General features: G+C 69.4%; 14 protein-coding genes, 1 tRNA gene and 1 other RNA gene. 7 read left to right on the forward strand and 9 right to left on the reverse strand.

Annotation, left to right across the window (positions count from 1 at the left end):
- Positions 1–149: 149 nt before the first annotated feature.
- Complete coding sequence (locus ACO057_RS18690) at positions 150–545, forward strand: GtrA family protein (protein ID WP_421994258.1); 396 nt, start codon at positions 150–152, stop codon at positions 543–545.
- A 97-nt stretch (positions 546–642) separates the two neighbouring features.
- Here the strand turns inward: ACO057_RS18690 and ACO057_RS18695 are convergent.
- The 8 genes from ACO057_RS18695 to ACO057_RS18730 form a co-directional block, all read right to left on the reverse strand.
- Positions 643–719 (reverse strand) — tRNA-Pro (locus ACO057_RS18695).
- 61 nt (positions 720–780) lie between these two features.
- Complete coding sequence (locus ACO057_RS18700; protein WP_421994260.1) at positions 781–1521, reverse strand: FkbM family methyltransferase; 741 nt, start codon at positions 1519–1521, stop codon at positions 781–783.
- The gene (locus ACO057_RS18705; RefSeq protein ID WP_421994262.1) at positions 1521–2408 is read right to left on the reverse strand and encodes a PhzF family phenazine biosynthesis protein; all 888 of its coding nucleotides are present in this window, start codon (positions 2406–2408) and stop codon (positions 1521–1523) included. The genes ACO057_RS18700 and ACO057_RS18705 overlap by 1 nt, the downstream gene beginning before the upstream one ends.
- Positions 2398–3045, reverse strand: a complete 648-nt coding sequence (gene thiE, locus ACO057_RS18710; RefSeq protein WP_421994265.1) for a thiamine phosphate synthase — start codon at positions 3043–3045, stop codon at positions 2398–2400. Before thiE ends, ACO057_RS18705 begins: the two co-directional genes overlap by 11 nt.
- A gap of 40 nt (positions 3046–3085) precedes the next feature.
- Positions 3086–3448, reverse strand: a complete 363-nt coding sequence (locus ACO057_RS18715; RefSeq protein ID WP_421994267.1) for a DUF4345 family protein — start codon at positions 3446–3448, stop codon at positions 3086–3088.
- Positions 3449–3483: 35 nt separating this feature from the next.
- Entirely contained in the window at positions 3484–4215 is a 732-nt protein-coding gene (locus ACO057_RS18720) for a TSUP family transporter (RefSeq protein ID WP_421994269.1), read from the reverse strand.
- 65 nt (positions 4216–4280) lie between these two features.
- On the reverse strand, positions 4281–5201 hold the full coding sequence (locus ACO057_RS18725) for a class I fructose-bisphosphate aldolase (RefSeq protein WP_421994271.1): 921 nt from the start codon (positions 5199–5201) through the stop codon (positions 4281–4283).
- Positions 5202–5316: 115 nt separating this feature from the next.
- The gene (locus ACO057_RS18730) at positions 5317–5739 is read right to left on the reverse strand and encodes a hypothetical protein (protein ID WP_421994273.1); all 423 of its coding nucleotides are present in this window, start codon (positions 5737–5739) and stop codon (positions 5317–5319) included.
- A gap of 57 nt (positions 5740–5796) precedes the next feature.
- On the opposite strand from ACO057_RS18730, the gene ACO057_RS18735 reads away from it, so the two are divergent.
- From ACO057_RS18735 to ACO057_RS18760, 6 genes are all read left to right on the forward strand, one after another.
- Positions 5797–6111, forward strand: coding sequence for a hypothetical protein (locus ACO057_RS18735; protein ID WP_421994275.1), 315 nt, complete (start codon positions 5797–5799; stop codon positions 6109–6111).
- A 17-nt stretch (positions 6112–6128) separates the two neighbouring features.
- On the forward strand, positions 6129–6497 hold the full coding sequence (locus ACO057_RS18740) for a cell division protein ZapA (protein ID WP_421994276.1): 369 nt from the start codon (positions 6129–6131) through the stop codon (positions 6495–6497).
- Between the two features lie 51 nt (positions 6498–6548).
- Positions 6549–6705, forward strand: a non-coding RNA gene (gene ssrS, locus ACO057_RS18745) — 6S RNA.
- Positions 6706–6798: 93 nt separating this feature from the next.
- A complete protein-coding gene (locus ACO057_RS18750) occupies positions 6799–7356 on the forward strand; it encodes a 5-formyltetrahydrofolate cyclo-ligase (RefSeq protein ID WP_421994278.1) in 558 nt (185 codons plus the stop codon).
- Positions 7353–8162, forward strand: a complete 810-nt coding sequence (locus tag ACO057_RS18755; RefSeq protein WP_421994280.1) for a TIGR00282 family metallophosphoesterase — start codon at positions 7353–7355, stop codon at positions 8160–8162. The genes ACO057_RS18750 and ACO057_RS18755 overlap by 4 nt, the downstream gene beginning before the upstream one ends.
- A 363-nt stretch (positions 8163–8525) precedes the next feature.
- On the forward strand, positions 8526–11723 hold the full coding sequence (locus ACO057_RS18760; RefSeq protein ID WP_421994282.1) for a PAS domain S-box protein: 3198 nt from the start codon (positions 8526–8528) through the stop codon (positions 11721–11723).
- Between the two features lie 24 nt (positions 11724–11747).
- On the opposite strand, the gene ACO057_RS18765 is transcribed toward ACO057_RS18760, so the two are convergent.
- Positions 11748–12866 carry a glycosyl hydrolase family 8 gene (locus tag ACO057_RS18765; RefSeq protein ID WP_421994284.1) on the reverse strand — a complete coding sequence of 373 codons (1119 nt, stop codon included), beginning with the start codon at positions 12864–12866 and terminating at the stop codon, positions 11748–11750.
- Positions 12867–13140: the final 274 nt, after the last annotated feature.

The following is a 13140-nucleotide window of genomic DNA, read 5'->3' on the forward strand; positions in this document are numbered from 1 at the left end:
GTCTCCCGAGGATCGATGGCCGAATCCTAACAAGAGATCGGCGCATGTCTCCACAGAATCGGCTTTGGCCGGGACGAATTCTGCGAGGGCGCGGCTGCCGGGGTTGCCCGGCCGCAATTGCGCCATCGCGGCTGGAGAAAAGCGCGGTCATGCAAAAAACGATTCTGCAGTTTCTGCGCTTCGGCGTGGTCGGTGTCGCCGGCTTTCTGGTGGATGCGGGCGTGCTCACGGCGATGCTCTGGCTGGGGCTCGGCCCCTATGCGGGCCGTGTGCTGTCCTATCTCGCGGCCGCCAGCACGACCTTCGCGCTCAACCGCGCCTGGACCTTCCGCACGGCGCCGCGCGAGGGGGCGGTGGCGGCGCAATGGGGCCGTTTCGTGCTGCTGAACCTGGTGGGCTTCGTGGCGAATTACGGAACCTATGCCGCGCTGGTCGCGGGGACGGAGATCGTGGCCGCCCATCCGGTGATCGGCGTGGCCGCGGGCTCGGTCGCGGGGATGTTCCTGAACTTCGGGTTGTCGCGGCGCTACGTCTTCAAGGCGTAGGCGGGAGGTGGCGCGTGAACGGATGGGGAACGAGAGTGCATCATGGCAATCCTGCCATTCGAGCACTGTACTACCGCGAGATAACCACCTGAAAAGATGGTCGGAGTGAGAGGATTCGAACCTCCGGCCCCTGCGTCCCGAACACAGTGCTCTACCAGGCTGAGCTACACTCCGGTGTTGGCGGGTTCTTAGCCATGTGCCGGCCGCTCGGCAAGCCGGCCGTGAAAGATTGCTGTCATGCGACGGTGCGAAGGCGCTCCAGCCAGGGCTCGGCGAGCTCCTCGGGGAAGAAGAAGAAGCTGAAAATATAGGGATCGGAGCCCCCGAAGACGGCGGGATCCGCGCTCGCGACCTGCATCGTCGCGGCATCGAAGGCCGCCAGAGGCTGCCAGCCCGCATGCCAGAACCAACCCGAAAACCCAAGCTCCGCCAGCAATTTCGGGACTTTGCGCGTGCTGCCCGGCCGGTGGCGCTCCTCGATCTCGACGCTGAGCAGCGGGCGCGAGTGGGTGAGGGTGGCGCGCGCGCCCTCCAGCACCTCCTGCTCCGCGCCCTCGGCGTCGAGCTTGATGGCGGTGACGTCACGAAGATCCAGGCTGTCGAGCGTGACGACCCTCACGCGCCGCGAATCGGTGCCGACGCTGGCGTGCTCCGCATAATCCTTGGCGATGCTGGCCCATTGCTCCTGCGGCACGCCGTCCAGCACGGGCCAGGTGAGCACGGCCTCGCCGGGCGCGGCGCCCAGCGCCTCGGCATGGAGCGTCACATGCGGGGGGATGGCGCCGAACTCCTGGGCCAGATTCGTGCGCAGCCGGGCCATGGCCGCGGGCAGGGGCTCGAAGGCATGCACGCGCGAATCGGGCAGGCGGGCGAAGGGCAGGGTCAGCAGCCCGTCATGCGCGCCGATATCCAGCAGGACACCGGGGCGGTGCAGCGCGCGGTGGACGTCCAGTTCCTCCACCGGGCGCGCGCCCATCAAAGGGTGATGTGCCCGCGCGAGACGGCGACCACGCCGCCGCCGACGCGCACGCGGATCGCGCCATCGGCCTCGCGCCGGGCGGCGAGATGGAGTTGGCTTGGCCGGCCCATCTCGATGCCCTGTTCGACGTCCAGCAGCAGCGCGCTGCCGCCGGCCAGATGCAGCAGCAGCCCGGCCAGCGCGATATTGGCCGCCCCCGTCGCCGGATCCTCCACGATGCCGCTGAGGGGGGCGAACATGCGCACGCGCCGCCGCCCGATGCCCAGCGGCGTGTGCAGCAGCAGCCCCACCGGCGGCGTCGGCAGGCCGGGCAGGTAGCGCGCCATGGCCGCGAGGTCGGGCATGGCGGCGGCCAGCAGCTCCGCATCCTCGACTTCCGCGATGGCGAAAGCCGCGCCGCAGCCGGCCAGAAGCGGTGGATGGCCGTTCATGTGGATGGCCGCCTCCGGCAGGGCGACGCAGGCGGCGATGGCGGCGCGGTCCAGCGTCGCGCCGATCGCCAGCGGCAGGGGGGCCTCGATCTCGGCGGCGACGGGCAGGCCCGTGCTGTCGCGGGTGAGGCGGGCGGGGACGAGGCCGGCCGCCTCCTCCAGCACCAGCGTCTCGCCGGCATGGTCCATCCGGCGCGCCAGCATCACCGCCGCGCCGACGCTGGGATGCCCGGCGAAGGGCAGCTCGACGGCGGGGGTGAAGATGCGCAGGCGGATATCGGCGCCTTGCGCCTCGGCGGGCAGGACGAAGACGGTCTCGGGCAGGCCGAGCTCGCGGGCGACGGCCTGCAGGACCTCCGTGTCCAGCGCCTCGGCGCCGAAGACCAGGCCCAGAGGATTGCCGGCGAAGCGGCGTTCGGTGAAGACGTCGGCCGTCGCGAATTCAAGCTCCACGTTCGATTCCGCGCCGGGCCTCCACGATGGCCGCGTTCATGGCGCGCACGCCGGCGGCCGGGCCTTCGGGATGGCTCCACACCGCGCCGACCACGGCGAGGAAATCCGCGCCCGCCCGCACCAGCGGCCCGCAATTGGCCGCGTTGATGCCGCCGATCGCGACCGAGGGAACCTCCATCATCTCGCTCCACCATTCCAGGATCTCGGGATCGGCCTGGTGCTGGGTTTCCTTGGTCGAGGTCGGGAAGAAGGCGCCGAAGGCCACGTAATCGGCATCGAGCTCGCCCGCCTCCATCGCGAGGTGGCGCGAGGCATGGCAGGTGATGCCCAGGATCTTGCCCTTCAGCAGCTTGCGCGCGCCGGCATGGTCGCCGTCGGTCTGGCCGAGATGGGCGCCGTCGCAGCCGGTGGCGGCGGCGAGCTTCGCGTCGTCATTGAGGATGAAGGCCACCTCGCGCGCCTGGGCGATGGGCATCAGCGTCTCGACGGCGCGCCTGATCTCGTCCTCCGGCGCGTCCTTCAGGCGCAGCTGGAGGCAGGCCACGTCGCCCGAGTCGAGCGCGGCGGCGAGCAGGTCCGCAAAGCCCGTGGGAAGCACGGGTGGGGTGACGAGGTAGAGGCGGCAACGGTCATCCATCGCCTTTCATCGCCCGCCGAGGGGTGTTTGGGAAGCGGGATCAACCGCGCGCTCTCCGGACCCAGAGCCAGAGCGCCGGCGTCACGGCGAGCTCCATGACCAGCGCGAGCAGATGCGGCAGCGGCGGAATTCCGGCGAGGCCCAGCCCCAGCAGGCGCGCGAGGCCGCCCAGCACGATGATGGGCGCGAGCAGATCGAAGACCCAGGCGCGGCGTTCCAGCTCGAAGGCGGCCCAGGCCAGGGCCAGTCCCATGCCCAGCAGCAGCCCGGAAAGGTAGCGCATATGGCTGTCGGCGGCCGGCGGCCCATGCCCGCCGAGGAAGCCCGTTCCCGTCAGGCAGCCCGCGAGGCCGCCCAGGATCGGAACGCAGCAGGCCAGCCAGATCATCGCGCGGAGCATCATGGGGACAGGACGCGCGAGCGACGCCTTTGGATGCATCAGCCCTTCAGCGCGATCGCCGCCCCCAGCAGCACCAGCGAGGCGAAGAACACCTGGCGGAACGCCGCCTCCGACATCGCGCCCCGCAGCCGCGTGCCGATGGACTGGCCGATCAGCGCCGGCGCCAGCGCCAGCAGCGACTGGCCGAGCAGGCCCCAGTGCAGCTCGCCACTCCCGCCGAGCAGCAGGCCGAGCCCCAGCGTCGCGACCGTGAAGGTGACGCCCAGCGCGCGGACCAGCTCGTCCTTGCCCAGCCCGCGCGACTGCAGCCAGGGCACGGCGGGGATGACGAAGACCCCTGTGGCCGAGGTCAGCCCGCCGGTCGCGAGGCCGATGGCCAGGCCCCAGCCCTCCGGCAGGCGCGGCCGCCAGGCGGCCAGGCCCACGACGCCGTAGATCGCCAGAACGATGCCCAGCACCACCGCGCCATAGGTCCCGCCGAAGCCGCCCCAGAGCCAGCCGCCCAGGAGAATGCCGGCGAAGAGGCCGAGCAGCATCGGCGCGAAACGCCGCGTCAGCGCCCAGGAGGCGGAGGCGGGCGCCATTTGCACGATATTGGTGACGATGGAGGGCAGCAGGAGCAGCGCCGCGGCCTGGGCCGGGCTCAGCAGGAGGGTCAGCAGCGCCATGGCGATGGTCGGCAGGCCGAGGCCGATGAGGCCCTTCACCCCGCCGGCCAGGAGGAAGACGAGGCCGATCGCGGCGGCCTGGGGAAGATCTGCGGAGGTCATGCCCCAGGCCTAAATGGTTGTGCGCGCGCGACGTTTCGGAAGGAGGCGAAACGTCGCGCGGCGCGTCAGGCTTCGGTCTTGTAGATATCGATGATGTCGCTGAGCAGCTTCAGCGCCTCGGCCTTGGGCCGCTGGAAGGCGTTGCGCCCCACGATCGAGCCGTTGCCGCCGCCGGCACGGATGGCGCGCACCTCGTCCAGCAGCGCGTCGGCACCCTTGGCCTCGCCGCCCGAAAAGACCACCAGCCGCCGCCCGTTGAAGCAGGCCTTCACGATATGCGCGATGCGCGCCGCCGGGTCCTTCACGTCCACCGGATAGGAGGCATAGGTCTTCTTCGCCGCCTCCAGGAAGATCGCATCCGTAGGCGGCTTCACCTTGATGATATGCGCGCCCGTGAGCGCCGCCATGTGCGCGGCATAGGCCGCGATGTCGAGCGCCGTCTCGCCGACCTTGTCCAGCATCGGCCCGCGCGGATAGGACCACACCACCACCGCGAGGCCGACCGACTTGGCCTCCTCGGCAAGCTCGCGCAGCTCCTCGATCATCTCGAACTGGTATTCGCTGCCGGGATAGATGGTGAAGCCGATGGCCGAGCAGCCCAGGCGCAGCGCATCCGCCACCGAGGCCGTCACCGCCTGGTCCTTGGTCGTCGCCAGGCTGTTGGAGGAGTTCACCTTCAGGATGGTCGGGATGCAGCCGGCGAAGGTGGCGGCACCCGCCTCGATCGGGCCGAGCGGCGCGGCATAGGCGTTCAGCCCCGCGTCGATGGCGAGCTGGAAATGGTAGTGCGGATCATAGGCGTCGGGGTTGGGGGCGAAGCTGCGGGCGGGGCCGTGCTCGAAGCCCTGATCGACGGGCAGGATCACCATGCGCCCGGTGCCTCCGAGCCGCCCGGTCATGAGGATGCGGGCGAGGTTCGTCTTGGTGCCGGGGTTGTCGCTCTCATACCAGGCGAGGATGTCCTTCACCTTGCGCGTCAGCTTCATCGGGATTCCTTTCGATGTGCGGCGTTCGTGGCGTCGATTAGGCCACTTCCGCCGGAGTTTGGAAACTCTCCGTGCGATCAACGCGATAGGCGGGCGAGGGTCGCGGACCGCCCGGCTATTCCGTCTCCGGTACGCCGAGCCACCGGGCCAGATAGCGCCGCCCCTGCGGCTTGTTCAGCGCGACCCGCGACAGGTCGAGCGCCGGCGGCGCGGCCTTGAGCAGCCGAGCACCCATCCCGGCCGCGATCCTTTCCAGACCGGGGAAGGCCGCCACCTCCGGGGACAGCACCACCGTCGTGAATCCCGCCTTCAGCGCCGCCAGCGCGTGGCCCGGCGCATCGGCCGCGTCCAGGATTCCGAGCGGCAGCGCGCCATGCGCGTCCAGAATCGCGCGGAAGCCGGCGATGCCGAGATAGCCCGCCGCACCCCGCGCCGAGAGCAGCGCCACGGGACGGCCCCTGGCCAGGGCCAGCACGAAGCCCGCTTCTTCCGCGCCGTGCACGATGACGACGCGCGGTTGACCCTGGCAGTCCTGCATGTCAACGCTTTCCCATGCGCCGCGCCGCCCCGTCCAGCGTGCCGGCAGGAGTCGCATTTGAGCTCGAACGACATCACACTCCTGGCCGCCGAGCGGCTGGAAACCGCGCTGGAACGCCTGGCCGAGGCCCTCGAGGCGCGTTTCGCCGCCGAGGAAGAGGCCATGCTGCAGCGCATGGAGCAGGACGCGGTACGCCTTCTCGTGGACCAGGAGGCAGCGCGGCTGCTCGCCGGCATGGAGCCGCCGGCCGAAGCGGCGGAGCACGCCGACATGGTCCCGCGGGCGGAGGTGGAGCGGCTGACCCTGCGGCTGGACGAGGCGCTGGGCCGGTTGCGCCTCCTTCTCGGCGACGACGCCGGCGCGGATCATTGAACGCAGGGAGGACGCCGATGGGCCAGGTCAACGTACGGGTAAACGGCTACAACCACACCATCGGCTGCAAGGATGGCGAGGAAGAGCACGTCACCGACCTCGTCGCGCAGATCGAGGAGAAGGTGCGGGTCATCCGATCCATGGGCGGGCAGTTCTCCGAGGCGCGCATGCTGCTGCACGTCGCGCTGCTCTTCGCCGACGAGGCGACGGATCTTCGCCTCGACCTCGCGCGCCTGCGCAGCCACGGCGCGGTGGCCAGCCCGCCGCCCCCGCCCGCCGCCAGCCTGCTTCCCGTGCCGCCGGAGCCCGATCCGCAGCTGGCGGACCGCCTCGCGCGCATCGCCGAGCGCATCGAGAACATCACCGGCATGATCGAGAAGCCCTGATCGGGGCGCGCCTTCCTTGTGCTGAGGGCGCCAAAGCCCTACCTGTAGGGGGCGAGGCTGCCCGGTGCGTCCGGCAAGACATCCCCAGGGCCAATACGCATCTCCCGGGAACTGGCGCTGGTTGGATCTTGGTCCAGCTACCTGGTGCCCACCTGCTTATGGCAGGCCTTGGGAGGATGCATGTGCCAACGGCCAGGGTGGCTTCGCGCTTCTTTTCCTGACCGCGCCGCGGGGCCTTTCTGACCGCCTCGCGTGACGCCGGCTCGCCAGCCGGGCGCGTTTGGGCGTATCACCCCGCCCCATGCCGACAACCCCCTCTCTCGAGAGCCGCAAGGCGGATTTGCGCGCCGTGGCCTTTGCCGCGCGTATCGCCGCGCCCGGCGCCGGCGAGGCGCTGCGCGAGGTGATCCTGCGCGAGGCGCCGCCCATGGCCGGGGCGCTCATCGGCGGATTCTGGCCGATGGGCGAGGAGATCGACACGCGCCCGCTGCTCGAGGCGCTGCATGCGCGCGGCCACCGCATCGCGCTGCCCGTCACCACGCCCCGCGGCCAGCCGCTCGTCTTCCGTCCCTGGACCCCGGGGACCGCGATGGCGGCGGGCGTCTTCGGCACGCAGCATCCGGCCGAGGGCGAGCCCGTATTGCCCGAATGGCTTATCGTCCCGCTGCTCGCCTTCGACCGGCGCGGCGCCCGTCTGGGCTATGGCGGCGGCTATTACGACCGCACGCTCGCCCAGCTTCCCCATGCCACCGCGATCGGCGTCGCCTATGCCGCGCAGGAGATTTCCGAAGTGCCCACCGGCCCCCATGACGTCCCGCTCCACGCCATCGCCACGGAATACGGGGTGATCCGCCCGTGAGGATTCTCTTTCTCGGGGACATCGTCGGCCGCTCGGGCCGCGACGCCTTTGTCGAGCGCGTGCCCGGCCTGCGCCAGGAGCTCGCGCTCGATCTCGTGGTGGTGAATGGCGAGAATGCCAGCCATGGCTTCGGCCTCTCGCCCGACATGGCGCGCGCCTTCCTGGCCGCCGGCGCGGATGTCATCACTTTGGGCAACCACACCTGGGACCGGCGCGAGATCATCCCCTATATGGAGGAGGAGCGGCGCGTCATCCGCCCGATCAATTTTCCGCCCGGCACGCCGGGGCACGGGGCTGTCGTCGTCGAGGTGCCGGGGAACCGCCGGGCCCTGGTGGTGAACGCCATGGGCCGGCTCTACATGGATCCGCTGGACGACCCCTTCCGCGCGATCCAGGCCGAACTCGCCAGACATCCGCTGGGCCGCAGCGTCCAGGCCACGATCCTCGACGTGCATTGCGAGGCGACCAGCGAGAAGCAGGCCTTCGGCCATTCCTTCGACGGCATGGCCAGCCTGGTCATCGGCACGCACACCCATGTGCCCACGGCCGATCATCAGATCCTGCCCGGCGGCACCGCCTTCCAGACCGATGCCGGCATGTGCGGCGACTTCGACAGCATCATCGGCATGCAGAAGGGCGGCGCGGCCTTGCGCTTCTGGCGCAAGATGCCGGGCGAACGTCTGGCCCCGGCCGATGGCGAGGCGACGCTCTGCGGCCTCTTCGTCGAGACCGACGACGCGACGGGCCTCGCGATCCGCGTGGCCCCGCTGCGGCAGGGTGGGCGGCTCAGCCAGGCTATGCCCTGACCGGGGCCGTCGCGACGCATGCGGCGCGCTCTGGTTGAGCCCGCCGTGCTTTCGATGGCATGTTTCGGGGTGGATGCGGACCGCATCAAATATCGTCAATATTTCTCGATGCCGTGAGCTTCGTTCTGCCAGTAACTTCGCGAACACGAAGTCGATGGACGCCGGGTTGATTTCTGATATCAAATGTTAGGTTATGTAATTATCTTATTTTTTCACTTGTTATTTTAAATTTCTGAATGTCAGAGAAGAAAAATCCCCAGATATTAACTTGGAGGCCGTGAGGCCCGCGGATAGGTTGTTTTTCATGGAATTCATGCGGCACAGGAGCAGCCTGCTGCGGCGGACGCGCGCGAGAACCGCTCCTTGAAGAGCGGCGCTGACCCTCTGTCCCAGGAAAGCGCCCGGCTGGCGGCGCTGCGGCGCTATGCCGTGCTCGATACCTTGCCCGAGCCCGCCTATGACCGGGTCGCGCGGCTGGCCGCCCGGTTTTTCCGCGCGCCCATGGCGCTGGTCTCCTTCCTCGACGAGGAGCGGCAATGGTTCAAGGCGCGGATCGGCCTCGACCTCGCGCAGGTGCCGCGGGATTCCGCCTTCTGCGACATGACGATCTCGTCGGGCGAGCCCTGCTGCGTGTCCGACGCGATCCACGATCCGCGCTTCGCGGCGAACCCCTTCGTGCTCGGCGCACCGCATGCGCGCTTCTATGCAGGCGTGCCCCTCCTGACGCCGGATGGCCATGCGATCGGCACGCTCTGCGTGCTGGATACCGTGCCCCGCGCCGCGCTCAGCCCGGAGGAAGGCCAGACCCTGGCCGACCTCGCGATGATCGTCGTCGACGAGCTCGAATTGCGGCGCGAGCTCGCGGCCTGCCAGCGCGAGATTCGGCATTCGGCGTCGCGCGAGCGGCTGCTGAAGGGCACGGCCGGGACGGAGGGCTCCAGGGCGGAGGTCGACGCCACCCTGGCGGAGAGCGAGGCCTCCTTCCGCCACTTCTTCGAGCAGCATCCGGCCCCGATGTGGGTCTATGACAGGGACACCTTCGCCTTCCTGGAGGTCAACCAGGCCGCCATCGCCGAATACGGCTGGTCGCGCGAGGAATTCCTGGGCATGACCGTCCTCGATATCCTCCCCGAGGAGGAGCGTGAGGTCGCGGCCGCGGTCATGACCGGCCGGCGCGAGGGCGTCGCCGATTCCGGCCCCTGGCGCCACCGGACGCGGTCCGGTGAAATCCGCATCGTGCAGGTCCGCGCGCAGGTCATCGTGCATCGGGGCCGCAGGGCCGGGCTCGTCGCCGTCTGGGACCTCACCGAGCGCTTCGCGGCGGAGAATGCCGCGCGCGAACTCGCTGCCGACCTTCATGCGACGTTCGAGAGCATCGCCGACGGCTTCTACACGCTCGATCGGGACTGGCGCTTCACCCGCGTGAACGCGACCGCCGCAAGCCTCCTCCACGAAACGGCGACGGGCATGATCGGCCGCGTGATCTGGGACATCAGGCCCGACCTTCGGGACGGCGAGGTTCAGGAGCGCTACCAGCGCGTCGCCGCGACGCGCGAGACGGAGCGCTTTCACTATTATTACCCGGCCTTTGACAGCTGGTTCAACATCGCCGCCTTCCCCTCGCGCGACGGCATCACCGTCTGGTTCCGTGACGTGACCGCCGAGTATCGCCGCGAGGAGCGCCTGCGCATGCTGGAGGCGGCGGTCGCGAACCTCAACGACATCATCATGATCACCGAGGCCGAGCCGGTGCGCGGAGAGGGTCCGCGCATCGTCTTCGTGAACCCCGGCTTCGAGCGGCTGACGGGCTATAGCGCCGAGGAGGTGATCGGCCGGACGCCGCGCATCCTTCAGGGGCCCAACTCCGACCGCAAGGAACTGGATCGGGTGGCGGCGGCGCTGGAGGCGTGGCAGCCCCTGCGCGTCGAGGTGCTGAACTACGCCAAGGATGGCCGCGAGTTCTGGCTTGAGATGGACATCACCCCGATCGCCGATGCGACGGGATGGTTCACCCATTGGGTCGCCGTGGAGCGCGACGTGACCGAGCGGCGGCGCGACCAGGAGCAGCTGCGGCAGCAGGCGCAGATGCTGGACCAGGCCCGCGACGCCATCCTGGTGCGCGACCTTGACCATCGCGTCGAATACTGGAACCGCAGCGCCGAACGGCTCTACGGCTGGACGCGGGATGAGATGCTGGGCCAATCCGTGCTGGAGCGCCTCCACTTCGAGCCGGAGGCCTTCACGGCGGCGATGGAGCTGCTGCTGCGGGACGGTTATTGGGAAGGCCAGTTCCAGCTTCGGCGCAAGGACGGCGTGGGGCTCGTCGTCGACGTCAACTGGACCTTGCTGCGCCACGCGGACGGCACGCCGCGCGGGGTGCTTGCCGTGAACTCCGACATCACCGAGCGGGTGGCGCTGGAGGGGCGGCTGCGCCAGGCGCAGCGCATGGAGGCGGTGGGCCAGCTCACCGGCGGCATCGCCCACGACTTCAACAACCTTCTCACCGTGATCCTCGGCAATGCCGAGATGCTGATGGACTGCCTCCAGGACAGGCCGCTCAGGGCGATGGCCGAGTTCGTGATCTCCGCCGCCGAGCGCGGGGCGGCGCTGACCGGTCGCCTGCTCGCCTTCTCGCGGCAGCAGACGCTGGCCCCCCGGCCGGTGGATGTGAACCAGCTGCTGGCCACGCTGGTGCGGATGCTGCGCCGGACCCTGGGCAATGCGATCGAGCTGGCGATCCTGGCCGCACCCGACCTGCCGAACGCGCTGATCGACGCGCCGCAGCTGGAGAATGCGGTGCTGAACCTCTGCCTCAACGCCCGTGACGCGATGCCCGCCGGCGGCCGGCTGACGATCGAGACCCAGATGGCGACCCTCGGGGCAGGCGCGGCCGTGGCCGAGGAAGTGCTGCCGGGCGACTACATCCTCGTCTCCGTGACGGATACCGGCACGGGCATGGCGCCCGAGGTGGTCGCCCAGGCCTTCGAGCCCTTCTTCACGACCAAGGTCGTCGGCGCGGGAAGCGGTCTTGGCCTCTCCATGGTCTATGGCTTCGCCAAGCAGTCCAACGGCCATGTGATCATCCATTCGCGGCCGGGCCAGGGCACCTCGGTGCGGCTGTACATCCCGTGCGCCCAAGCCCCCGGTCCGCCGGTCGTGGATGCGCCGGAGGCGGAGCATCTGGCGGGCGGCGCGGAGAGCATCCTGCTCGTCGAGGACGATCCGCTGGTTCGCGCGCATGCGGTGCAACAGCTGCGTGACCTGGGCTACCGGGTCACGGTGACGGCCGGCGGGGCGGAGGCGATGGCGGAGCTCGGACGGTCGGACGTCATCGACCTGCTCTTCACCGATGTCGTGCTGTCGGGCGGCATCAACGGGCGCGAGCTGGCGCGACGCGCGCTGGAGACGCGGCCCCGTCTGGCGGTGCTCTTCACCTCAGGCCATGCCGAAGGCGCGGGGGCGGACCAGCCGGATCCGGAGGAAATGCTTCTGCAGAAGCCCTACCGGCGGCGGGAGCTGGCGGAAAAGATCCGCCTGGCCCTCGATCGCCGCATGGGATGAGGCGCGGCTGGAGCGCGATCCGCTTCAGCGCGCGGCGATGACCATGCTGCCCTGGCTGTCGCCCATCGCGACGCGGGCGAGAAGACGCAGCACGCTCGCATAATAGGCGTCGGGGCGGATGGCCTCGTCCGTCGCACGGGTGAGGCGGCGCTGCCCGCAACCGATCGCGGCCAGGCGGGCGATCGCGGCGATGCCGGGATCGGCGGCGTAATGGGAGACCATGCCGGTGCGCAGGTCGGTCCAGGCCGGCATCTCGCGCAGGGAGGGATCGTGCCAGAAGCGCGCGGCCGCCTCGACCATGGGCTCGGAGCCGAAGCCGCCCCAGACCATGTAGAGCGGCACGCGGCAGGCGTCATAGGAGAAGCGCGCGGGCTGGTTGGGGGCAATGCCCGGCAGGCCGGCGCCGCTGCGGGCCAGCGCGACCCAATCGGCGACGAGGCCGAAGCGGCCGAAGCGCGCGGTGCGGGCGAGGCGCAGGCCGGTCGCCTCCAGCTGGCCCCAGACCGGCGAGGGCGCGACCACGCGCAGGGCCCGGAAGGCGGGGTAGATGTAGTAGCTGGGATTGGTGGTCAGCGTCGTCGCGTCGAGGAAACCCTGGCAGCCGGGGAGCAGGTGGGGACGATCGCCGATCCGCACGACCATCAGGGCGAGGATGTCGCGCGCGATGGCGGCGGCGAAGCTGCGCAGGACCGGCTGGTCCCATTTGTCGGCCGCCTCGGTGAGGGCCCAGGCGATCATGAGGTCGCCGTCGGTGGCGTTGTTGCGGTCGCCGGGGCGCCCGCCGGGCTCGCCGGGGCGGAAGCACCAGGCATGCAGGCTGTCGGAGGGGCGCGAGAGGTTGGCGTGCGTCCAGTCGTAGATGCGGCAGAAGCTGTCCTGGTCGTCGAATCGGACGGCGAGGAGCATTGCGAAGCCCTGGCCCTCCGAATGCGAGATATGGCCGTTCATGTTGTCGATGACGCGGCCCTCGCGGCTGACGAAGCGGGCCTTGAAGTGCTCCCACTCGATCCGGGCGGCGCTGCCGCCGGTCTGGGCCGAGGCGGGCATGGCCGCGGGCAGAAGGCCTGCCGCCGCCGTGGCGACCAGAAGGGCGCGGCGCGAGGGAGGGACGAGAACATCGCGATGAACGACTTGCGCGGTCATGGGGTGAATTTTTCGTCCTGATGACACTCAGGAGTTACTACCCAGGGTTGTGCTGCGCCACGTAAGAACGATGGTGAGTTGTAGTGCTGAAAAGCTGATGATTACTGAATGTCGACAAATTGTCGGGTTTCAATTGGAATGAATAGATCAAGAATTCTTTGTGTCGGTATGTGGATGAAGAATTCAACGCGATCTTCAATTGATCGACGTTTCACCACAAATCGAAGCTTTTCCGGCGTTCGAGACATCCTTCCGGCAGGGCCATGACTGGCTG

The sequence above is a fragment of the Roseococcus sp. genome, from assembly GCF_965227005.1.
Lineage (GTDB): Bacteria > Pseudomonadota > Alphaproteobacteria > Acetobacterales > Acetobacteraceae > Roseococcus.